At 65.5% G+C, this 23,747-nt stretch carries 14 protein-coding genes; 5 read left to right on the top strand and 9 right to left on the bottom strand.

The genetic code is table 11. The features are described 5' to 3' along the window. The first annotated feature begins 10 nt into the window (after positions 1 to 10). On the top strand, positions 11 to 643 hold the full coding sequence (locus SR858_RS12795) for a 3-keto-disaccharide hydrolase (RefSeq protein ID WP_019921183.1): 633 nt from the start codon (positions 11 to 13) through the stop codon (positions 641 to 643). Here the strand turns inward: SR858_RS12795 and SR858_RS12790 are convergent. Then, complete coding sequence (locus SR858_RS12790) at positions 640 to 1,944, bottom strand: TolB-like translocation protein (protein ID WP_019921182.1); 1,305 nt, start codon at positions 1,942 to 1,944, stop codon at positions 640 to 642. The two genes, SR858_RS12795 and SR858_RS12790, sit on opposite strands and share 4 nt — an antisense overlap. A gap of 155 nt (positions 1,945 to 2,099) precedes the next feature. On the opposite strand from SR858_RS12790, the gene SR858_RS12785 reads away from it, so the two are divergent. Next, positions 2,100 to 3,746 (top strand): rhamnogalacturonan acetylesterase, encoded by a 1,647-nt coding sequence (locus SR858_RS12785; protein ID WP_019921181.1) that lies wholly within the window; start codon positions 2,100 to 2,102, stop codon positions 3,744 to 3,746. 46 nt (positions 3,747 to 3,792) lie between these two features. Here the strand turns inward: SR858_RS12785 and SR858_RS12780 are convergent, their stop codons facing one another. From SR858_RS12780 to SR858_RS12755, 6 genes are all read right to left on the bottom strand, one after another. Beyond that, positions 3,793 to 4,770, bottom strand: a complete 978-nt coding sequence (locus SR858_RS12780) for a glycoside hydrolase family 43 protein (protein WP_019921180.1) — start codon at positions 4,768 to 4,770, stop codon at positions 3,793 to 3,795. Further along, a complete protein-coding gene (locus SR858_RS12775; protein WP_154819824.1) occupies positions 4,770 to 6,122 on the bottom strand; it encodes a rhamnogalacturonan acetylesterase in 1,353 nt (450 codons plus the stop codon). The genes SR858_RS12780 and SR858_RS12775 overlap by 1 nt, the downstream gene beginning before the upstream one ends. Position 6,123: 1 nt before the next feature. Next, complete coding sequence (locus SR858_RS12770; RefSeq protein WP_019921178.1) at positions 6,124 to 7,359, bottom strand: DUF4861 domain-containing protein; 1,236 nt, start codon at positions 7,357 to 7,359, stop codon at positions 6,124 to 6,126. 216 nt (positions 7,360 to 7,575) lie between these two features. After that, complete coding sequence (locus SR858_RS12765; RefSeq protein WP_019921177.1) at positions 7,576 to 9,945, bottom strand: acyl-CoA dehydrogenase; 2,370 nt, start codon at positions 9,943 to 9,945, stop codon at positions 7,576 to 7,578. A gap of 89 nt (positions 9,946 to 10,034) precedes the next feature. Next, a complete protein-coding gene (locus SR858_RS12760) occupies positions 10,035 to 12,803 on the bottom strand; it encodes a di-heme oxidoredictase family protein (protein ID WP_019921176.1) in 2,769 nt (922 codons plus the stop codon). A gap of 106 nt (positions 12,804 to 12,909) precedes the next feature. Then, a complete protein-coding gene (locus SR858_RS12755) occupies positions 12,910 to 15,375 on the bottom strand; it encodes a glycoside hydrolase family 95 protein (RefSeq protein WP_026637169.1) in 2,466 nt (821 codons plus the stop codon). 214 nt (positions 15,376 to 15,589) lie between these two features. Here SR858_RS12755 and SR858_RS12750 point away from each other — a divergent pair, with 214 nt between their 5' ends. Beyond that, positions 15,590 to 18,526 (top strand): sensor histidine kinase, encoded by a 2,937-nt coding sequence (locus tag SR858_RS12750; protein WP_322534584.1) that lies wholly within the window; start codon positions 15,590 to 15,592, stop codon positions 18,524 to 18,526. 42 nt (positions 18,527 to 18,568) lie between these two features. Here the strand turns inward: SR858_RS12750 and SR858_RS12745 are convergent, their stop codons facing one another. Beyond that, positions 18,569 to 20,545: a peptidase U32 family protein gene (locus SR858_RS12745; RefSeq protein ID WP_019921173.1), complete on the bottom strand. Its 1,977-nt coding sequence runs from the start codon at positions 20,543 to 20,545 to the stop codon at positions 18,569 to 18,571. A gap of 96 nt (positions 20,546 to 20,641) precedes the next feature. After that, positions 20,642 to 21,121, bottom strand: coding sequence for a hypothetical protein (locus SR858_RS12740; RefSeq protein WP_019921172.1), 480 nt, complete (start codon positions 21,119 to 21,121; stop codon positions 20,642 to 20,644). Between the two features lie 187 nt (positions 21,122 to 21,308). Here SR858_RS12740 and yghU point away from each other — a divergent pair, with 187 nt between their 5' ends. Both yghU and SR858_RS12730 read left to right on the top strand, forming a co-directional pair. Further along, positions 21,309 to 22,151, top strand: coding sequence for a glutathione-dependent disulfide-bond oxidoreductase (yghU, locus tag SR858_RS12735; RefSeq protein WP_019921171.1), 843 nt, complete (start codon positions 21,309 to 21,311; stop codon positions 22,149 to 22,151). Between the two features lie 158 nt (positions 22,152 to 22,309). Beyond that, positions 22,310 to 23,500 carry a tyrosine-type recombinase/integrase gene (locus tag SR858_RS12730; protein ID WP_019921170.1) on the top strand — a complete coding sequence of 397 codons (1,191 nt, stop codon included), beginning with the start codon at positions 22,310 to 22,312 and terminating at the stop codon, positions 23,498 to 23,500. Positions 23,501 to 23,747: the final 247 nt, after the last annotated feature.

Raw genomic sequence — 23,747 nt, 5'->3', positions numbered from 1 at the left:
AGACAATAAAATGATCAAGAAGATTTTATGGGCAACGGCAGTCCTGGTGACCATGCAGTCTACCAGCGCCGCGCCATTGTTCAATGGCCGCAATTTCGACGGCTGGGAACTTCAGACCACGCCCGCCACCACCATGGACCAGGTGTTCAGCGTGCTGCCGCAAGGCGTGATCGCATCCACCGGCCAGCCAGGCGGCTTCCTGGCCACGACCAAAAGCTATGCCAATTTCAAGCTCCACGTCGAATGGCGCTGGAGCGGCAAGCCCGGTAACGGCGGCGTGCTGCTGCACATCAGCGACGGTCCGATGGACCGCGTATGGCCATTGAGCCTGCAGGTGCAAACCAAGCATGGCAGCGCCGGCGACCTGCTGCCGATGGCCGGCGCAGCGTTCGCCGAACCGCTGACCAGCGCCCCGGGGGCCGAACCGCGCATCAAGGGCAAGATCGCCGCCGACAGCGAACTGGCGATTGGCCAGTGGAACGTGGCCGACATCGTCGCCCGCGACGGCACGGTGGAAGTGTCGATCAACGGCGTGGTGCAAAACCGCGTGACGGCCGTTAAACCGGCCGCCGGCCGCATCGGCTTCCAGCTCGAAGGTGCGCCGTACGAGTTGCGCAATATCGAGCTGGTGGAGCAGCCCTAACGTTTCAACCAGGCCTGTGGTACGGGGACGACCACGATATTCATCGACCGGTTGTCCTCGGACAGCATGGCCGACTGGATCTGGATCTTGGTGCCTTCCTTGTTGAAGGTAGGGTGAGGGTGGTCGGCCGCCGTGGTCTTGTGGCCGGTGGTGAGTATGATCATCTCGCGTGTTTTGCGGTCGATCAGGTACACGCTGCGGCTGAAATCGTCGCCCACTGCCCACTTGCCGTCGGACGAACCATGCACGTGCCACAAGCCGCTGCCCGAAGGCGTCTGGCCGGCGATGGTCATCTCGCGCGTGCGCAGGTTGACGATCGCCAGGCCGGACGGTTTTTCGCGGGTGCCGGTTGCGCCCCAGCCGTCGTCCTGGCCCGGGTTGGCGCCATAGACGCCGGTGGCTGGCGCGGCCACGCCGCTCGGGCCTTCGGCGCCGGGAATCGGGCGGTGGCCCATGATGGCCATCGCCACTTCATCTTTCGAGATCACCGCCTCGTGGGTGACCCACTCGTACGACGCTTCCGGGTAGAGCGGGCGCAGGCCGGTGCCGTCGGCCTTGACGGTCCAGGTGCGCTGCGGCGATTTGCCGCCGGTTTCCCAGCAGAACACGATCTCGCCCGGGTTGTACAGGTTGGCCTGGATATGGCCGATCTGGAACGGTACCGACACCACGTGTTTGACTTCACCGGTGCGCACGTTCAGGCGCGCGATGCCATTCGGGCCCGCGCCCATCTTGCGCGGGCCGAATGCCGGTTCGATCTTGGTGCCTGCCGCCAGGTGTTGGCCGGACCAGGTGGGACCGGTGCGGAAATAGGCCCATTCCTCGTCGGCGTCGAGCGCCATGTCGCCGCCCGCTTCCAGCTCGGCGTCCGTGGTGCCGCAAATGCGCTGGTAGGCGTCGGCATTTTTCAGCTTGCCGGCGGCGCTGTCGGCAAACAGCTTGGCCAGGTCCACTTCGACGATCTGCACGCGCTTGCTGTCGCCATCGGCGCGCATGAAGTACAGCTTCATCGATTTCTGGGCCAGGTTCAGCATGCCCATGTAGCCGCCCTCGGTCACCTGCACCAGGGCGCCGGTGGCTTCGTTGACGGCCATCGCCTCGCCCTTGACGCGGTTGGAACGGAACACCAGCCATTTACCATCGGAGGTCCACTGCGGGTGGGTGGGATAGATCTTGGAGTCGCCGCGCGGGGTGCTGGTCAAAAAGGTCAGCATGGTGCCGGTGACCGGGTCCTTGACCACCTTGCGCTCGGACGGGAAGCGGGTGCCGATCTGCGCCTGGGCGGCGCTCGACGCGATCAACGCTGCGCAAATAAGTAATTTGGAAATCATCATTGGCCGAAAAAGGATGGAGAGGGTACGATTGTGGGCCGATACGCGGGTGCGTATTGCTCATGTTCCTGATTCTTTAAACGTCAAGAACTGGGGTGGAAAAATCCTCGCATAGAATTGGTACCATGAACAAATATCTCGCCTCCTTTTTCCTCATGCTGTGCTGCGCCGCTGGTGTCAATTCCAGCGCCATCGCACAAGCCCCTGCCAACACCGACCCGCGCAACGCCAAGGTCACGCTACCCGATCCCGCCAACCCCAAGCTGCCGTCGCTGATCATGATTGGCGACTCCACCGTGCGCAATGGTCACGACGATGGCCAGGGCAAGGGCGCGGCCGGCCAGTGGGGCTGGGGTAACCCGATCGCCGCGTACTTCGATCCCGCAAAAATCAACATCGTCAACCGCGCCGTGGGCGGCTTGAGCAGCCGCACCTACATGAGTTCCGGCCACTGGGAACGCACGCTGCCGCTGATCAAGGCCGGCGACGTGGTGCTGATCCAGTTCGGCCACAACGACAGCGGCCCGGTCAACGACACCGTGCGTGCGCGCGGCACCATCAAGGGCACGGGCGAAGAATCGGAAGCGATCAACAACCTGATCACCAAGCAGGATGAAGTGGTGCATACCTACGGCTGGTACTTGCGCAGTTACGTCGCGCAGATCAAGGCGCGCGGCGCCACGCCGGTCATCTGCTCGCCGATCCCGCGCAACAACTGGGGTACGGATGGCAAGGTCGCGCGCGCAGCCGACAGCTACGGCAGCTGGGCCAAACAGGTGGCCGCGCAGGAAAAGGTCGGCTTCATCGATCTGAACGAGACCATCGCGAAGTACTACGACGCCATGGGCCGCGACAAGGCCAACCTGATGTTCCCGCCTGAGGAACGCACGCACACCAATATGGCGGGCGCCGAATTCAATGCCAGGGTAGTGGTGGCGGGCCTGAAGGCGCTGCGGCCGCCGTTGGCCGGGGGGGCCTTGAACGCGTTGAACGACGCCGGCCGAGCTGTCCCGGCGGCCGAGGATGACCGTCCCGTGGTGGACGGCGCCAAGGTCGCCGGCGTGCAGCCGCGCGATCCGGCGCTGCCCAATCTGTTCCTGGTCGGCGACTCCACCGTCAAGAGCGGCGGCGCCGGCGGCGCCATCGGCTGGGGCGAACGCATCGCCACCCACTTCGACACCAACAAGATCAATGTCGTCAACCACGCCATCGGTGGCCGCAGCAGCCGTACCTTCTTCACCGAAGGCCGCTGGGCCCGGGTGCTCGAGCAGATGAAGGCGGGCGACTTCGTGGCGATCCAGTTCGGCCACAACGACGGCGGCCGCATCGGCGACCCCGCCAACAAGAACCGCGCTTCGGTGCCAGGCACCGGCCCCGAGACCGTTGAAGACACCAAGGCCGATGGCAGCAAAGAGCAAGTCCACACCTTCGGCTGGTACATGGCGCGCTACGTGGCCGATGCCAGGGCCAAGGGCGCAACCGTGATCCTGCTGTCGCCGGTGCCGCACCGCGACGTGTGGGAAAACGCCCGCGACTTCGCCAGCTTCGCCCAGTGGGACCAGGAAGTGGCTGCCAAGGGCGGCGCACTGTTTGCGGATCTGACGATGGTGGTGAGCGACGCCTACCGCAAGCAGGGCGCGCAAGTGGTCGATACCTATTTCTCGGACGCGCGCACGCACACCAACGAAGCCGGTGCCCAGTTCAATGCGGCGCGGGTGGTCGATGCCTTTAATGGTTTGCCAGGCAAGCCGCTGGCGAAGTATTTGAAGTAATCGCTGGTGCCAGCGCGATTCCCCGCTTGCGCGGGGATGACCCTGGTTACTTCTCCAGCCCTGCCACGACTTCCTCCGGCACGGCAATCACGGTACCGTGCCGCATGCGCTTTTTCGTGCCTTCGTCGGGGAACTGCATCTTGTCCGACACGTCTTCCCAGTGCACCAGGTCGCGCGAGCGCATGGCGCCGTAGTGCTTGGTGATGTAGGCGTCGTAGTACAGCACCACGTCGTCGCCGATCTGCAGCGCGGTCGGGCCTTCCACCCACAGCTTGGGCGGCGTGATCGGCGCGCCCAGCTTGCCGAACGGGCCTTGCAGATCGGGCGCGTCGGCCACTTGCAGGTGCTTCTTCGGCGGGTTGCGGGTTTCGTCCTTCACCAGCAGGTGGTTCTTGCCTTTGAAGTTGACGAAGGTGGCGTCGATCACCGAGAAGCCGGGATCATAAAACAGTTTGGTCGGCGTGTACGTTTTAAAATCGCGCGTGGTGGTTGCGTACATGCGGTGGTTGTACTTGTCTTCCGACGAGCCGTCGGTGGCCGGGAAGCGGCCTGGGATGGTGGAGGCCCAGAAGATCAGGAACTCGCCGCGCCTGTCGTCGTAGACGATTTCCGGCGCCCAGGCGTTGAGCGAACCTGGTTCGTGCGCCATCACCGGCACCTGCTGCTGCGGCGACCAGTTGACCAGATCTTTCGAGGACGCATAGCCGATATTGTTCTCGTTCCAGCCCGACGTCCACACCATGTGGAAAGTGCCGTCGGGGCCGCGCACGATGCACGGGTCGCGCATCAGCTTTGAATTGCCAACGACGGGCGTGAGGAAGCTGCGGCCACCGGCCACCTTGTCCCACATGTAGCCGTCGGTGCTGCGGGCGAAATGCAGACCGTCCTGGCCGTTTTCGGTGAAATAGGCGAACAGGTAATTGTCTGCCGCCTGGGCGGCGATGCTGGCCGCAGCCAGCATCGCACCAGCGGCCAGCTGGCGCACGTTGAAAAGGAAATTGCGGCTTTTCGGAGTTCCCATCATCAGCGGTTGCCTTCGTCGCCCAGCGGACGCTCATTGGTGAAAGTGGGGCTGACTGGCACGGCGAATTTCGCTACCGGATCGGGATGCGACGGATCGAAATTGCCGTAGCCGTCAGCGATCCACTGCGCTGCCGGCACGCCGGCCTGGCGCAAGCCGGTGGCCACCGCCTGCGCCAGCTCGTAGCTGCCGTAGGGATTGTGGTGGGTGTTATCGAGCTTGCCCGGCTGCGGTTCGGCGAAGGCCAGCTTGGAACCTTCCACGCCCAGCGCCGCGTACAGCGGCAAACTCATGGCGTGCAGGTCGATGAATGCGGTGCCCAGTTCTTTGGCCGACTGGCGCGCGGCGGTGGCGTAGTCGGTCAGGGTTTCCTGCGGCTTGCCGGCGTCGTCAAAACGGCGGCGCTCCATCGACGAAATGATGACGGGGATGCCGCCGTGCTTGCGGATCGCTTCCACGTGCTGGCGGATTTCGTCCTTGTACGTGGTGAAGGGGCCGCCCTTGTTGTCCTTGATCTGCTTCTGGTCGTTATGGCCGAACTGCATCAGGACCGTGTCGCCGGGGCGCATCATGCTCAGGACCTTGTCCAGGCGCCGGCGCGACAGCGAGTCGCGGTAGGTTTCACCCGACTGCGCCAGGTTGGCGACCGCGATACCGGGCTTGAAAAAGCGCGGCAGCATCTGGCCCCAGCTGTTGAACGGTTCGCCCGGCTGGTCGGACACGGTGGAGTCGCCCAGCAGGAAGATGGTTGGCGCGGTCACCGGCACGATGTCGATCGACTGAATCACCGGGTTGCTGCCGTTGATCTCAAGCGTGAGGCGCTGGTCCCAGGCGCGCGCTTCGGATACCGTTTCGCGCGGCACCTTGAGGTCCACCACGCCCGCCGCCACGCCCGGCACGGCCTTGATGCGCGGCGTGCGCACGTTGACGGTGAAGGTGCGGGTTTCCGTCGCGCCGCTGGCCGTGCTCACATTCTCGAGCATCAGGCGCCGCAGTTCGGACTTGATGGTGGTGTTGGAAGCCGTACCGGCCGCGCCCAGTTTGACGGTAACGTTGTAGTTCCCCTCGGGGACGTCGGCGGTGAAATACGACGGTTTGGTTGCGACCAGGTACCCGGCGGTGCGCACTTCCGCGCCCGGTTCGAAGCCGAAGCCGCGTTTCGCATCGTACGCCATGCCGGCATCCACCGTGGTGTAGCCGTCCCTGGCTGCGCCAAAGCTGAAGTGCCAGGACTCTGCCGCATGGGCGTGGCACGGGCCGAGGATGGCGAGTGTGGAAAACCCTGCCAGCAGCAGCGCCGAGGAGACCCGGCGCGCCACCGGCAGGGAAGGAGTGCCCTGTCGGTGAGGTTTCATATTACTTGGTGACTGACAGCGCGACGGTGACCGGTGCGCGCACGCGCGCAGCCTGGGCCGAGACGTACTTGGTCCAGTCTTCGCGTTTGGCGAAGTCGCCGGCGCGGGTCCAGCCGGCGCCCACGTAGTAGCGCAGCGGCTGGCCGGAAACGATTTTCGCGGTGATCAGCGCATTGAGCTTGTCTTCGGCGTAGTCCTTTTCGCCGGCGGTCGGCACGATGATGGCGGTGCCGAAGGCGCCGTTCGATTTCTGCTCCACCCATTGCAGCAGCGCGCGGTCGGCCGGTTGCGTGATCGGCTGCACCTTGGCGTCCTGGCCCTTGTCAGCCGGGGTCTTGTTCAGGCCGATGGCGGCGGTGAGCTGCTGCGGGCCGGTGAAGTTGAAGGTGCTGTCGATCTGGTCGAAATAGTGGCCGGCATCGACGGTGAAGCGCTTCACTTCCGAGACCTTGGCGCCGCCGGCATCCCAGGCGTCGTACGACAGCTCGAAGATGGCGCGGATCGGGCCATTGGCGATCACTTTCCAGCCGGCGTAGTTCACGCCCGTGTACAGGGTCTTGCCGTCCCAGATGCCGGCGCCGCCGGCGCCGCGCGACTTGCCGACGTTGTACATGTCCATGCCTTCGCCTTCGTCGTCATGGTAATGGTCGTGGCCCTTGTTGTACCAGCGATCGACGATCGGGTACGGTACGCGCTTGAACCAGATGTCCATGCCGCTGGTGACCAGCACCTCTTTGCCGCTGCCTTCTGCGGCAGGCGCCGCCAGCGCGGGACCGTAGGTGCGGTGCGCCACCTTGTCGTTCTCCCAGGCGAAATCGTCGAGACGTTCCTGGATGTAGCGGGCCGACACCTTGCTCGGGAAGACCGGCGCCACGGTGTCGATTTTCTCGACCGTGAAGGTGGCCTTCTTTTCGCCCGGGGCGAAGTCATGCTGGAAAATCAGCTCGCCGTAGGCGATGCCTTCGTTCTTCGGATCCTTGGCCTGCGGCGCCACGTTGGTCACCTGGTATGGCAGCACCTTGCCGGCCGCGTCCTTGACGGCGATCTTCTGCAGCAGCGCGCCAGGCAGGGCGCGATTGATTTCGGTCCAGGGGATGGTGATGGTTTCCGAGGGGCGGGCCTGGTCCAGCGTGTGGGTAACGGTGACAGTCAGGCGCTCGGCGGCGTTGACGATGCCGGCGCTGGCCAGGGCGGAGAACAGGATTGCGGGGACGAACAGCTGCTGACGTAGTTTCATGTATTTACCAGTCCTTCAATACGAGTGAGGCAAGTGGTACAACGATATGGGGTATCGCGCAGAGGCGCGACGCGTAGACTGTACCGCATTCGGTTAGCCCCGCAAAGCACGCCATGATCGTTGGAGTATCGATAGTCTGATTGAGAGTGTCAACGCTTCGCGCCATCTAATCACTTTCGTGAGTAGATGGCGTACAACCAGGTTCACACCGTAGTGTCACACCTCCAGGACGATGGCCGGCGCCGTCATGCGGCGGCGCTGCTCGGCATCGACGGCCGCGTTGAGGTCGGGCGAGAAGTCATCGACGTGCACCGACAGGTCGGTAAAGCGGGCGAAGTCGGCCAGCGTGCGGCGTTCCTCCGGCGTGAGCAGGCCAAGCGACACCGCATGTGCGCTCCACTGGTCCAGCAGCGGCAGGGTTTGCGGCATCGCTTCGAGCTGGCCAGCGCGCACGGCGGGTTTCAAGCGATGCTCGATGGCGTCCACCTGCGGCAGCAGGGCGAAAGCCAGCTCGCCGCAGGCCACCGGGTCGCGCAGGTCGTCGGCCAGGAAGCCGTCGGCCAGCAGGCGTTCGCGGCTCGGGCCTGCCGTCTGCATGGCGCGCGCCACGTTGCCGCCCAGGTCGTCGTTCGGTTCCGCGTACGGCATCCCGAACGGGAACAGCAGCACGCGCACGGCGCCGGCGATGAAGCGGTTGGGGAAGTTGTCGAGCACCCCGGCCAGCGCCAGTTGCGCCTTGTGCAGCGCATCCTGCACCGACCAGTGGACGTATGGCGCATCGTCGGCCTGGCGGCCATCGTCCTCGAAGCGCTTGAGCGTGGCGCTGACCAGGTACAGCATCGACAGCGCATCGCCGAGGCGGGCGGAAATGCGCTCGCGGCGCTTGAGTTCTCCGCCCAGCACGAACATCGAGGTGTCGGTCAGCAGCGCAAAGGCTGTGGACATGCGGCCGACGGCGCGGTAGTAGCCGGCCATGGCGGGATCGGCCTGCTCGGGCACGGGCGCGGAACTGGCGCCGGTGAGCGCGTACCACAGGCCGCGCGCGGCATTGGCGCACACGAAGCGCACGTGGCCGAAAAAGGCGTCGTCGAATTCCAGTTCGGCGCGGCGCTGGTCCTTGTCGGCCGTGGCGTGCATTTCGCGCAGCACGTAGGGATGGGCGCGAATGGCGCCCTGGCCGAAGATGATCAGGCAGCGGGTGAGAATGTTGGCGCCTTCCACCGTGATGGCAATCGGGATCTGCTGGTAGGCGCGGCCGAGGAAATTGCTGGGGCCCATGCAGATGCCCTTGCCGCCCAGGATGTCCATGCCGTCGTTGACCACCGCACGTCCGCGTTCGGTCACGTGGTACTTGGCGATGGCCGAGATCACGGCCGGCTTTTCACCGAGGTCCACGGCCAGCGCGGACAGCTTGCGGGTAGCGTCCATCATGTACAGGTTGCCGCCCATGCGGGCCAGCGCCTCCTGCACGCCCTCGAACTTGCCGATCGGCGTCTTGAACTGGCGCCGGATCGCGCAATAGGCGCTGGTGCCGCGCACGGCCAGCTTGGCGGTGCCCACGCTGGTCGATGGCAGGGAAATCGCGCGGCCGGCGGCCAGGCACTCCATCAGCATGCGCCAGCCCTTGCCGATCTGCTGTGGCCCGCCGATGATCCAGTCCATCGGAATGAACACGTCCTTGCCGCTGGTAGGGCCGTTCTGGAACACGGCGCCCAGCGGCCAATGGCGGCGGCCGATCACCACGCCCTCGTGGGTCGTGGGTATCAGCGCGCAGGTGATGCCGGTGTCGGTCCCGGGAGGCAGCAGGCGATCAGGATCGACCACGCGGAATGCCAGGCCAAGCAGGGTGGCGATGGGCCCCAGCGTAATGTAGCGCTTGTTCCAGGTGATGCGCAGGCCCAGCGTCTCGCGGCCTTCATGGGTGCCCATGCAGACCACGCCGGTGTCGGGAATGGCGGCAGCATCGGACCCCGCGTAGGGGCTGGTGAGCGCAAAGCACGGGATTTCCTTGCCGGCGGCCAGGCGTGGCAGATAGTAGTTTTTCTGGTCTTCGGTACCGTAGTGGAGCAGCAGTTCGGCCGGTCCCAGCGAGTTGGGCACCATCACCTGCACGGCCAGCGCCGACGAACGGGTGGACAGCTGCATCACCACCTGCGAGTGCATGTACGCGGAGAAGGCTTTGCCGCCGTATTCCTTGGGGATGATCATGCCGAGAAAGCCCTTGTCGCGCGCATATTGCCAGGCCGGGCCGGGGATGCCTTGCCACACTTGCGTCGATTCCCAGTCGTCCACCAGTTCGCACAGGTGGCGCACTTCCACGTCGAGGAACGACTGCTCTTCGGCGGTGAGCGTGGGCTTGGGCAGTTTCATCAGCTTGTCCCAATCCGGACGGCCCGAGAACAGGTCGGCATCCCACCAGGTGGTGCCGGCTTCGAGCGCATCGCGTTCGGTGTCGGACATGGCGGGCAGGATGCGCTTGAACAGCGCGAAAATATGCGGCGTGACCAGGCTTCGGCGCAGTGCCGGCACGCCCAGGATCACGGCGGGTACGCCGATCAGCAATACCACTATGGTCCAGAAAATCATGTGCTCCTCCTGTTTTTAGGAGCACCATACTGCGGACCGCAATCTGCCACTGTGCGGCTGCGCTCATATGGGCAGTGCCGCAGCCCTGCTTACAGCGACTTCAAAAACGCCAGCACGGCGTCGCGGTCGGTCCGGGACAGTTGCTCGAAGCGCTGCCGCGCCCGCGCCGCTTCGCCGTCGTGCCATAGAATCGCCTCGGTCAGGTTGCGTGCGCGGCCGTCATGCAGGTAGCCGACGCTGCCGGCGCTGCCCATCACCTTGTCGGTATAGCCGATGCCCCACAGCGGCGCGGTACGCCACATATTGCCCTTGGCCTGTCCTTCCACCAGGTTGTCGGCCAGGCCGGCGCCCATGTCGTGCAGCAGCAGGTCGGAATACGGCGCGATGGCCTGGTTGCGCAGCTCCGCGAGCAGGTGGCCGCTGCCGGTGGTCATTTGCGCCGTGTGGCAGGCCACGCAGCGCATGCCGTCGAACAGCCGCGCGCCGGCCGCCACCTGGGCGGCATCCACGCGGTGTTCGTCGAGGGGAGCCACGCCCTTGGGGAAGCCGCTTGGCATGCTGCGCTGGGCCGGCACCGCCACCAGCGCCAGGTACCGGGTGATCAGTTGCAGGTCGGCTTCGGTAATGCCCGGCTGCGCAGCCGCCGCGCCGCAGCCGGCGGGATCGGTGTGGCACGACCGGTTGCGATAGACGGGCGACGTGACCGCCATGTCGGCCAGCAGCGCCGACGCGGTTTGATGGCGCAGGCTGGCCTTGGACGCCTTCCAGCCGAAGCGGCCCAGGCGCACCGCGCCTGACTCCGGATCGAACACGAAGTTGGCCACGCCGATGACGCCGTCGGCGTCCGGGGAAGAACGCACGCGCGACAGGATCTCCGCTTCCGGGATCGCCTCGAGCAGACCGGTGCCCATCATTGGCTGGGCCGCGCGCAGCGATACCGCCGCCGGGGTGGCGCCGTCGAAGGCGATGGCGGGCTTGCGCAGCTCGACCACGGTGCCGTCGGCCAGCGTGACCTGGCGCGAATCGAACGCCGCCACGCGCACGCCGCTGCCCCAGTTCTGGCGCGCGCCGGTAGCGGACACGCCGTTCATCTGCACCGCCGCGCCGTACTGCGGATGCGGCGACTGCACGCCGTTGGCGTCGATGGCGGCTACCCGCACTGACATCGTGTCCAGGCGCTGGTTGATGGCGGCAGGCGCCGGGCTGCGGCCGTTGTTGACGTGGCACGCGATGCAGGCCGACTGGTTGAAGCGCTGGCCCTGCAGGCCCACCGCCGCTGCATAGCGGTCGTTGCCAGGCTCGTTGTGTTCACCGGTGGTAAAACTGGTGTGCACCAGGCGCCGGCCTTCCACGAAGCGCTGCATGTTCTGCATGCCGGTGTGGTTGTGCGGCTGCTGGAACATGAACAGGCCGTTGTCGCTGTAGTTGTAGGACACCGAACCGAGGCCGCCGGCCAGCGTGGCCGCCGGCAGCGGCACCGAGTTCAAACGGGGCTGCACGCCATACCACGGCTGCAAGCCGGCGCCCACCACGTATATCCACTCCGCCGAGTAGTAACGGATGCCGCCGGTGTCGCCAATGGCGCCCATGGCGGCCGAAGTGGAAAACATCGACGGCGACACCTCGATCGCATCGCCCACGGCCAGCGCGCGCGCCGGCACGTGGACATTGTTCGGCATGCCGGCGGCATCGAGGCCGCCGTGGCCCGGGTAGTCCTTGACCTGCAAGGTGCAGGCGCCGTTGATGCCGGTGGCGGTAGCCAGCTTGCCATTGGCCGGATAGGGCGTGGGTTTGCAGACGGCGACATCGCGGTCCACCAGTTCGCCGGGCGCCATCCAGCCGTAGCCGGTCACGCCCGGCCGATCGAAGCCGCGGAAAAAGGCCACCCCGCCTGGCAGGAAATCGACGGTGGTGTACTGGTTGACGATCAAAGTGGGCTTGGCCACGCCGGCCACGCGGCTGTTGTCGATGATCTCCACGCCCCAGGTGCGGTTCTTGAAATACTGCGGCACGAAAGTGAGGTAGTTGCCCGGGCCCTTGTCCACCGGCAGGCCGGTGGCCGGATCCACGGTCTCATTGGGGCCGTAGCCGATTTCGTTCCAGTCCTCGCCCCGTTCGCGCCCGTGGCGCGCCAGCCCGCGCGCGCCGAAACGCGTGACCAGCGTGCCGTCGGCCAGGGTGAACTGCAGCGTCTCGAGCGGGTCGGCGCTCGCGGGCAGCGGCGTCCAGCCGGCGCCGCTGGCGGGATAGCGCAGCGCAGAAGTCGTGGCCGTGGGCAGGGTGTTGTCATTGCCGGGCGACTTGAACTCCACTTCGAACAGCGAGTAACCGTACTGCGTGGCGCGTTCCACGCCCTGCACGCGCAGATAGCGCGCCCGCGCACCCAGGTTGAAAAATTCCTCGGCGCCGCCGCGGCCGTCGGACACGTAGCGCAACTGCGACCAGTTCTGGCCATCGTCGGACACCTGCACGGCGTACTGTTTGGCGTACGAATCTTCCCACAGCAGTTTCATGTAGCCGATGGCGGTGCTGGCGCCGAAATCGAACTGGATGTACGCGTTATCGACGGCGGTGCTGGACCAGCGCGTGGTCGCACTGCCGTCGATGGCTTGAAAGGCCGACATGGCCGGATTTTCCACGGACGACGACGTGGCGCCGGCCGGCTTGACGACCACGCCTGGCTGGCCCGGATCGCTGACGATCGGAGCTGGCACGGCCACCACCGGCGGCAGCTGCACTTGCACCGGATCGGGCGTGGAAGCTGCCGATTTCTCGCCGCCGCCCCCGCCGCATGCTGCCAGGGCCAATGCCACGCCGAGTGGCAGCATGCGGGTGGTGATGGTGTGTAGTGCGATCAAGACAGGCCCCTCGGCGTTGGATGGCAGCACAATAGTGCCGCATGGAAACATTAATGCTATCACATGCGTACCAGTGCAGCCACGCCGGCCACACCGGCCGCCGCGTTCAACGCGCAGGAATTACGGCATAAACCTTCCCCCGCACCGCGTTGAACGTGGTGGTATAGCCGAGGGCATCGCGGCGGCTGGCGGCCTTTACGCCAGCCACCCGCACCGGCGCGGCGGTGCGCAGCATGCAGCGGCCATCGCGCCGCGCTGTGATGCGCGCCGACTTCAACCGCCCCTGGCCCCAGTCGATATCGACCACGAAGTTGCCGCGCCCGACCAGTCCCTTGACTTCACCATCGCGCCAGGCGGCCGGCAGCGCCGGCAGCAGGTGCAGTTCGCCGTTCTGGCTTTGCAACAGCATCTCGATCACGCCGGCGGTGCCGGCGAAATTGCCGTCGATCTGGAACGGCGGATGGGCGTCGAACAGGTTGGCGTAGGCGCCGCCGTGCTTGTCGCCCGGTTTGGTCAGGCGCAGCAGGTTGCGAAACAGCGTGTAGGCGTGGTCGCCATCGAGCAGGCGCGCCCACATATTGACCTTCCATGCCAGCGCCCAGCCGGTGCCGTCGTCGCCGCGCAGTTCCAGCGTGCGGCGCGCAGCGTCGGCCAGCCTGGGTGTGGCAAGCGGCGAGATGTCGCGCGCCGGATGCAGCGCGTACAGGTGCGACACGTGGCGATGGTGCGGTTCGACTTCCTTGAAGTCTTTCGACCATTCCTGCAACTGGCCGCGCGCGCCCACCTGGAACGGCAGCAGCTTGTCGTTGGCCGCGCGCACCTGGCGGCGGAACGGCGCATCGATGTTCAATTCCTTGCCCGCCGCCTCGAGGTTGCGGAACAAGTCACGGGCGATGGCGATGTCCATGGTGGACGCCACGCTCACCACGCCGGTCTGGCGGTCGCCATAATAAAAGGCGTTTTCCGGCGAGGTGGAAGGAGAGGTCACCAGTTGCCCCTGGGCGTTGGGCTGCAGCCAGGCCAGCATGAACTGCGCCGCGCCTTTCATGACCGGGTAGGCGCTGCGCAGGTAATCGCGGTCGCCGGTGAACCGGTAGTGTTCCCACAGGTGACGGGTGAGCCAGGCGCTGCCCATGTACCAGTTGGCCCACTTGGGATCGCCCTTGCCGAAGTCGCCGACCGGATTGCTGCTGGCCCAGATGTCGGAATTGTGGTGCACGGCCCAGCCGGGCGCGCGGTAGTACGAGGCGGCCGTTTCCGCGCCGGTGACGGCCAGGTTGCGTATCAGGTCGTCCATCGGCGCGAACAGTTCGCCCAGGTTGGCGCTATCGACCAGCCAGTAGTTCATCTGGACGTTGATGTTGGTGGTGTAGTTGCTGCTCCAGGGCGCCCGCACGATGGGATTCCAGATGCCCTGCAGGTTGGCCGGCGCGTTGCGCGTGCGCGAGGAAGACATCAGCAGGTAGCGGCCGTACTGGACGTACAGCGCTTCCAGACCGGGATCGGCAGCGCCGGCCGTGTGCTCGGCCAGGCGGCGGTCGGTCGGAATGGCGCTGCGATCGGGCGCGTTGCTGTCCAGCGTGAGCGACACGCGGTCGAACATGCTGCGGAAGTTGTCCACGTGGGCGGCGCGCAGCGTGGCGTAACCGCGTTTGGCGGCGGCATCCAGGTAGCCCTGCGCCAGCGCGTGCTGGTCGCGGCCCGCGCTGTCGGGGCACCGGTCGTAGCCGGTAAAGCTGGTGGCAGCCGACAGCAGCAGCGTGACCGACGATGCGGCGCGGATGCGCAGACGGGCGCCGTCGGCTTCCACGGTGCCGTCGCCATCATCGAGCACCGGCTTGACCAGCAGCTCGTAGCGCATGCCCTTGCAGCCGGTCGGATCGATTTCCACGATCGGCTCGGGATTGTGCTTGACGTAGCTGGGGTCCACGTGGGCCGGCGCCTTGCCAGCCAGCCGCAGGCCGTCTGCGGTGGCGACGCTGGTCGATTTGAGCAGGCTGGCCGTCTCCAGTTCCAGGTCCAGGCTGCGCGGCTGGTCGGCCGTGAGCCGCACCACGATCACCTGGTCGGGTACCGAGGCGAACACCTCGCGCCGGTACGTCACGCCGTTGGCCGTAAAGGCCGTGGACTGGATGCCGTCGCGCAGATCGAGGCTGCGCCGGTACCCGGTTGCCGGGGCGCCGGCCAGGTCGTGGCGCAGGTGCAGCTCGCCCAGCGGCAGGAAGCCTTCCGTGTAGGGGCCTTGCAGCTTGCGCGACAGCGCGTAGGCTGCCGCGTAGTCATCGCGTGCCAGGGCCTGGCGCACTTCGCCCAGCGCGGCATACGCGCCCGGATTGAGGTTCTTGTCCACCGGGCCGCCGCTCCACAGGGTGGCCTCGTTCAGTTGCAGCAGTTCGTCGCCGGGACGGCCGAACACCATCGCTCCCAGACGGCCATTACCGACCGGGAGCGCCTCGGTCCAGGCGGCGGCCGGACGGTCGTAATGCAGGGTGAGGTCGGGTTTCGCGTGGGCGGACATGGCAAGCAGCGCCAGGAGGCTGGTGACCGCGAGTCGATGGAGTGTCGGGCGCATGGCTGTACTTTGGTCGTGGTTGAGCGGTCGATGATACGGCGATGAACCGGGCGCTTCGCGTCAATCGCCTGATAATTTGGCAGCGCCGGGGCGATCGATGCCGATTGCCGTATTGCCGCTGCGAAGAAGCCATTTATCCGCTATATTCTGCATCCTTCTCCGGCTCCCGTTACCGTTTTCCCAGTCCATGAGCTTGTCCCTCCCCAAAGCGTTGTTGTATCTACTGTTGGTCGTGGCGCACGGCTGCTGGGCGGCCGCGCCCCGGCCGCTGCTGTCGGAGTACACGCACACGGCGTGGACTGCTGTCGATGGCGCGCCCACCGGCGCCACCAAGTTCGCCCAGGGCGACGATGGCTGGCTGTGGGTCGCCACGCCCACCGGCCTTTACCGCTTCGATGGCGTGCATTTCGAGCGCGTGACGCAGGTGTACGGCCATGCGCTCGCCACCAGCAACATCATGGCGCTGGCCACGGCGCCCGACGGCGCGCTGTGGGTGGGGGATCGCGTGGGCGGCGTTTCGGTATTTCGCAAGGATGGCGCGCAAACCTATACCGAAGCAGGCGGCCTGCAACCGGTGGGCGTGATGCATATCGAGGTGGCGCCCGACGGCGCGGTCTGGGCGGCGATGCGCGACGGCGTGGCGGTGCTGGCGCCGGGCGCGCGGCGCTTCGAGTATCTGCCGCCGACGGCCGGCTTGCCAGCGCTGGGCGTGTTCCAGATCCTGTTTGCGCGCGACGGTACTACCTGGATCGGCACCAATATTGGTGCGTATTTCAGGCCCAGGGGCGAGTCGCGCTTTCGCCCGTCGTGGCCGCGCGAGGGACGGGTGGCGCTGGCAGAGGCGCCCGATGGTGCGATCTGGGCCCAGGATTTTCAGCATAGCTATTACAAGGTGCGGCGTACCGCGCCGCCGGCCGGCACCGTGATCAAGCCCGATATGGACGGATCGTCGATCCGCTACGACCAGCGGGACACGCTGTGGGTGCTGCACGCCGATGCGCTGGAACGCCGTATCAAGGGCGCCGGTCTCGCCGCACCAGACCAGCGCCTGTCGCAATTGAACGGTATCAGTGGCCCGATGCTGTCAACCAGTTTCCAGGACCGCGAGGGCAACCTGTGGATCAGCACCTCGCAGGGCATCGACCGGCTGCGTCCCAACCGCCTGGCCACCATGCCGGGCAAGGTGCGCTTGCAGTTTCCCGCGCTGATGACCGGCCCGGAAGGCGATATCTGGGTGGGCGACTATGCCGGCGACGTGTGGCGCTACGATGCCGATGGACCGCGCCAGCGCGAAGTGGCTGGCGAGATCACGGCCGCCAGCGCCGCGCCGGACGGCGTGCTGTGGCTGGGCGGCACCGCCGGCGTCAAGCGCCGCTTGCCCGATGGCGCGGTGACCACGTTCGGCTTTCCGGACGACGTCAAGGGCCTGCGCGTGCACGCGTTGCAACAGGACCGCCACGGCGCGCTGTGGGCCTCGTTCTCGGCCGGCAAGGGCGTGTACCGGCTGGAGCATGGCCGCTGGGTAAAGTCCGGCGGCTTGCGCGGCATCTCAGAACTGCTCACCACCACCATGGCGCTCGATGGTAAAGGCGACTTGTGGCTCGGCCATTTGCGCAGCGAGATCAGCGTGGTGGGCGACGGCGCCGTGCGCCGCCTCGGTGCAGCACATGGGCTGGAACTTGGCACCGTGCTGGCCCTGCATGCGGACAGCCAGCGCATGTGGGTGGGCGCCGAGAACGGCGTGGCGCTGTATCGGGATGGCGGCTTCGTTGCACTGACGGGTGAGCGCGGCGAGCATTTTCGCGGCGTCTCCGGCATCGTGCGCATGCCGGACGGCGACCTGTGGCTGCAGGGTGCGGAAGGCCTGTACCGCGTCGCCGCTGCCAGCCTCGATGCATGGTCGACCAATCCGCGCACGTTACTGGCATTCGAGCGCTTCGACGCCCGCGACGGCATGCAGGGCCACGCACCGCAACTGCGCCCGGTGCCGTCGCTGCTGCGCGCCCGCGACGGCAAGCTGTGGTACGCCACCACCAGTTCGGTCGGCACCATCGACCCGGCCAACATCCTGCGCAATCGCCTGCCGCCGCCCGTGCGCATCGTTGCCGTGGTGGCGGAAGGCGCGCGCCATCCGGTCCGTGAGGCCGGGGCGCACTCGCTGGTGCTGCCGCAGGGCACACGCGACATGCAGATCGATTTTACGGCGCTCAGCCTCTCGATTCCGGAGCGGGTGCGCATGCGTTACCGGCTGGTGGGGCTGGACCGCGACTGGCAGGAGCCAGTGGGTCGGCGCGCAGCGTATTACACCAACCTGGCGCCCGGTAAATACCGCTTCGAGGTGATCGCCTCCAACGAGGACAACTTGTGGAACACCGCCGGCGCCGCGCTCGACATCGAGATCGCGCCGACCTTCGTGCAAACCGGCTGGTTCAAGCTGCTGCTGGCGGGATTGGCGGCGCTGCTGCTCTATATCGCCTATGCGCTGCGCATCCGCAGCCTCACTCGTCGCATGCAGGAGCGCCTGCAGGAACGGCTGGCCGAGCGCACCCGGATTGCCCGCGCGCTGCACGATACCCTGCTGCAAAGCGTGCAGTCGCTGTTGCTGTCGTTCGACGCCCACAGCCGGCTGCTCAAGGAAGGCACGCAGGAACGCGTACGGCTGGACCAGACCCTGAACCTGGCCGAGCAACTGCTGGTGGAAGGGCGCGACCAGATCATGGACTTGCGGGCCTCGGCGTCGCCCGAAGAACTGGGGCTGGCGCTCGAGCAGTTCGGCAAGGGGCTGGCAGAGCACCGCGCTCACCAGTTCGAGATGCGCGTGCGCGGCGCGCCGCACCGTTTGCAGCCCGGTGTGCAGGATGAGATCTACGCGATTGCCCGCGAAGCGCTGTTCAATGCGTCGCGCTATGCGGATGCGGGGAAAATCACCCTGGTCCTGGAGTACGGGGCCGGCGGCCTGACACTGCGGGTGGACGATGACGGCCGGGGCCTCGGTGACAGCGTGGCTGCCGCCGGCCAACGTCCCGGGCACTGGGGCATGGTGGGCATGCGTGAGCGCGCCCGCAGCCTGGGCGGCACGCTGGACATCGATAGCGCACCGGGTGCCGGCACACAGGTAAAGCTGCACGTGCCGGCCCGCAAGGCATACTGATGGCGCCTGCCCGGGCCTTCAGGGCAAGACGCCAGTATTCCCTCAGGCGCCCGGGCGCTGGCGATGGAACTTGATCGGCGTGTAGGCCACGTTGGATGGCGGGGCCGACTTCAGGATGTTGGTCTTCATCGCGCCCACAACGTGCATCTCGCACGGTTTGCAGTCGAAGCGCAGGGTGTAGGTTTCCTTGCCGCTGACCAGGGTCATCGGCTCGGCTTTTACCTGTCCCTGCACGCCTTGCACGCCCTTGGCCTGCTTGGGGCACAGGTTGAACGAGAAGCGCAGGCAGTGCTTGGTGATCATCAGCGGCACTTCGCCGGCTTCTTCGTGCGCCTCGTAGGCGGCGGCAATCAGCTGCACGCCGTGCTTCTGGTAGAACGCGCGCGCCTTTTCGTTGTACACGTTGGCCAGGTAGCTCAGCTGCGTTTCCGGGTACACCGGCGGCGGTTCGATCGACGCCTTGCGCAGCGGCCGCTCCCAGGCTGCGAGACGCACCGCTTCGTGCGCTGCCACCGCGTCGCGGCGCAGCGCATTGATGGCGGCCGACGGCACGAACCACGGTTGCGACAGATTGAGTTCCACGTCCGACGCCGCAAACATGGTGGCGCCCAGCTTTGACAGGCTGGCGCGCAGGCCTGCTGCGGCCTGGTCGGCCTGCTGCGCCGGTTGCAGCGCCATCGGCGCATCGGTCACGCTCAGGCAGCCGTCTTCGTCGAGCAGCGACAGGCGCAGGCCCGCGCCGCCTTCGAGTTCGGACAGGGTGGCGTGCACCGACACCTTGCGGTCTGCCGATTTCTTGTTCAGGATCGCTTCCCACTGGTGGTCGCGGTTACGGTGGATGGCGATGCCGGGCTTGAAGCCGGGCAGGGCGAGGAAGGCTTCGTTGGGGAACACGCGCCACAATTCGCCGTCCTTGCTGTCGCCGAGTTTCTTGGCGACGTTGGCCTGCACGCCCACGGTCTCGCGCTTGTTCATGTAGTTCAAGCCGTCGCCGTTGGCCAGCGGGGCATTCGACACCATGTCGAAGTGGTCGGTGGCCACGCGGGTGACGGTGCCCAGTTCCAGGCCCAGGTATTTCGGGCTGTCGAAGGCGCCGATTTCGTCCGTACGGCCGTTGGCGAAGTAATCGGTGTGGCCGCGATTGAAGTTCTTCTCCACGTCCGGCGTGAAGTGAATGCTGGTGGTGCCGCTGGCAGCGCGCTTGAATTCTGTGCGGCGCTCGAGGATTTCGTCGAGCAGCAGGCGGTAGTGGGCGGTGATGTTTTTCACGTAGCCCATGTCCTTGTAGCGGCCTTCGATCTTGAGCGAGCGGATGCCGGCATCGATCAGCGCTTCGAGGTTGCGGCTCTGGTCGTTGTCCTTCATCGACAGCAAATGCTTGTCGTAGGCGACCACGCGGCCGGCGTTGTCAGAAAGCGTGTACGGCAGGCGGCATGCCTGCGAGCAGTCGCCACGATTGGCGCTGCGGCCCGTATCCGCGTGCGAAATATAGCACTGGCCGGAAAACGCCACGCACAGCGCGCCGTGCACAAAGTATTCGAGCGGGGTGTCGGTGGCGGCGTGGATTTCGCGGATTTGATTGATGGTCAGTTCGCGCGCAAGCACCAGTTGCGAGAAGCCGGCATCGCCGAGGAATTTGGCCTTCTCTTTGGTGCGGATGTCGCACTGGGTACTGGCGTGCAGCTGGATCGGCGGCAGGTCCATTTCCATCAGGCCCAGGTCCTGCACGATCAGCGCATCGACGCCGGCCTCGTACAACTGCCAGATCTGCTTGCGCGCACCTTCCAGTTCCGAGTCGTGCAGGATGGTGTTGAGCGTGACGAAAATGCGCGAATGGTAGCGGTGCGCGAACTGCACCAGCGCCGCGATATCCTCGATCGGGTTGCTGGCGTTATGGCGGGCGCCAAAGGCGGGACCGCCGATATAGACAGCGTCGGCGCCGTGGAGGATGGCCTCCCGGCCGATTTCAGCGGTTTTGGCGGGCGACAGCAGTTCGAGCTGGTGGGCTAGCAGAGACATGGCGGATTCCTTCTGGTGAAGGGCGACATTATAGCCGGGATGCGAATGCCAGACGTGTAATGCGATGTGGCGATGGGTTTGCGATGCATGGCGCCGTCAGCGCTTGCAGTCAGAGATATCGTTGTGTATTTCGTTAACCGATTTCACCACGCCCTGCTCGATGACCAGTACCTGGGTGACGGCATATTTGTGCTGTGCTGCGGCGGTATAGCAATGCCCGACATATGCCTTGAACGTGCCCGATAGCCATGTCGCCACGACCGGACCCTGGAGGCCCTCATAATGCGTCTTCAGAGGGATTTCTCCTCCGCACTCAGCCAGTGCGGTCAACCATAATTTTCCCTGCTCGCGCCTGAATACGCCCACCGGAGCACCGGCGGCGCTGCAGCTGCCCAGACGTTGACGCCGCAGCTCGCGCATGCGCGGGTCTTCGGGCAGATCGAGGTAGCAGCATTTTTCGGCAAAGATTTGGCCGGTTTGCTCACCGTCCGTATATCGATCGAACAGCGCTGGCGTGGCATGCGCGGCGCCGGCGGCAATCAGGCATAGCACGGCGAGAAGGAGCCGCTGCGTCAATCGGGTGATTCCTGGGTAGCTGCCATGTATTTGCATCTCTTTGTTCTCTTGGTTCTATGGGGGAGGGACTCGCCTTGTCTGAAACATAACACGCAAACCACGCTCAGCCAAGCTGATCGAAGCGTGTTTCCGCTAGAATGACCGATCCGCGCGCCGATACCCGTGCGCGCGTCCCTAGGAGATTTGCATGACCGAACCGACCAGTTACGTCCCGCCCGCGGTCTGGACCGCGCCCACCACGGCAGGTGGCACCTTTGCCAGCATCAATCGCCCGGTAGCGGGCCCCACGCACGACAAGGAGCTTCCAGTCGGCAAGCACCCGTTGCAGTTGTATTCGCTGGGCACGCCCAATGGCGTCAAGGTCACCATCCTGCTCGAGGAATTGCTGGCGGCAGGGCACACGGGCGCCGAGTACGACGCCTGGCTGATTCGCATTAACGAAGGCGACCAGTTCGGCAGCGGTTTTGTCGATGTCAATCCCAACTCCAAGATTCCGGCGCTGGTGGACCGCAGTGGGGCAGCGCCGCAGCGCGTGTTCGAGTCGGGTTCGATCCTGGTGCACCTGGCCGAAAAATTCGGCGCCTTCCTGCCGAAACAGGGCAGTGCCCGGACCGAAACCCTGAACTGGCTGTTCTGGCAGATGGGTTCGGCGCCGTTCATGGGCGGCGGCTTCGGTCATTTCTATGCGTATGCGCCGGAAAAACTCGAGTACCCGATCAACCGCTATGCGATGGAAACCAAGCGTCAGCTCGACGTGCTGGATCGTCAACTGGCCCAGCATCGCTACGTGGCAGGGGACGAGTACACGATTGCCGACATGGCAATCTGGCCGTGGTACGGCTCGATGGTGCTGGGGCAACTCTACAATGCGGCCGAGTTCCTGTCGGTGCACGAGTACCAGCATGTCAGGCGCTGGGCCGAGGAGATTGCTGCCCGTCCGGCGGTGCAGCGCGGCCGCCGGGTGAACCGGGTGTTCGGCGAGCCGGCCGAGCAGTTGGCGGAGCGCCATGACAAGGCCGACCTCGACTAGGTAATTCAGGCTGCGGACGGCGCAAAACATGTCCGCAGCATGCCGTTCCACAATTCATTTAACTCGACATTACTACCTATATTGTCGATTAATATTACTGTATGCAATACTGTATAATTGGCTGTATATTCACACAGTCTTTTAGCCCGGTATCGACCATGCAGCAGCCAACGCCAGAGAAGAAGTTCGCCGTCATCAACCTCGAGCCGTTTCCCGCGCACAGCGACGGCGCGGCGCAGCGGCGCCAGCGCGACCGGGATGCCCTGCGTACCATCGCCGAGGACGCCATCACCGATGCCCAGACCGACAGCGAAATCGCCCGCGAATTCATCAGCCACGGCGAACTGGGTCCCAAATCGATCGCCAACACCCAAAAAGAGCTATTTCGCTTCCTGACCTGGTGCCGGGAAGAGGCGGGCAAGACGCTGCGCCAGCTCAGCGTCGCCGAGCTCAATAGCTACAAGGACTTCCTCAAGGCGCCGCCGGCCTCGTGGATTTCCACCACCAAGTGGCCGCGCAGCGATGAACGCTACCGGCCGTTCAGCGGGCCGTTATCCGACGCCAGCCGGCGCCAGGCCATGATCGCCGTCAAGGGATTGTTCGCGTACGCCACGCAAACCGGCTATCTGCGGCGCGATCCGGCGGCGCTGGTCAAGCACGTCAAAACGGCCAGTGCCAGCCGCATCACGCGCTACCTCACGCAAGACGCGCTGGCCCTGGCGCTGCATACAGTCGCCACGCGCGAGGCGCCGACGCCAGCCGCCATGCGCCGCCGCGAACGCGATCGCTTCCTGCTGACTGCCTACATCCACACCGGCGCGCGCCTCAACGAAATCGTCAGCGCCAACATGGGCGCGTTCTATACCGAAGGCAACGGCCGCTGGTGGCTCGACGTCCTTGGCAAAGGCAACAAGCCGCGCCGGCTGCCGGTGCCGCCCGAGATGCTGTCCGCGTACCGACAATACCGCGCCGCGTTCGGCTTGCTGCCGCACACCATCCGCACCGACACCACGCCGCTGGTCCTGTCGAGCCGGGGCGACGCGCTGGTGCGCATCACCGACGAGGCCGCGTCCGACGCACTCAAAGCCATCTTCGCCGCCGCAGCGGCCGCCGCCGATGCGTTCGGCGATGCGGACATGGCCGCGACATTGCGCCAAGCATCGGCGCACTGGCTGCGCCACAGCATGCTGACCAATCATGCCAACAACGGCGTGCAATTGAAAACGCTGCAGGAAACGGCTGGTCACGCCAGCATTGCGACGACGGCGGCGTATTTGCACAAGACTGATAACGAGCGGCATGATGAGATTCTGGCGTCGGCTGGGATGCGGACGACGATAGATCCATAACTTCGCATAATTTATATTATGTCAAATTGACTCCGGAAGATGGCGACCCGCTTAAGAGCAAAACTGGCACGGTTTGAACGGTTGGCGATGCCTACTGCACCTCAACCGGCAGCAAGATAACAAGTCCAGAATTTCACGCTTTGATACGCCTGCCATGAGCAGGCGTTTTTTATGCTCAGCCACAATGCGATATTGCTTACGCGCCCTGGCCTGTCCCCATCGAGCCCCACGCAGGTTGCGCAGATGC

The sequence above is a fragment of the Duganella zoogloeoides genome (assembly GCF_034479515.1).
Classification (GTDB): Bacteria; Pseudomonadota; Gammaproteobacteria; order Burkholderiales; family Burkholderiaceae_D; genus Rugamonas; species Rugamonas zoogloeoides.
The sequence above is the reverse complement of the archived record's forward strand: the minus strand, read 5'-3'. Positions and strand labels throughout refer to the sequence as shown.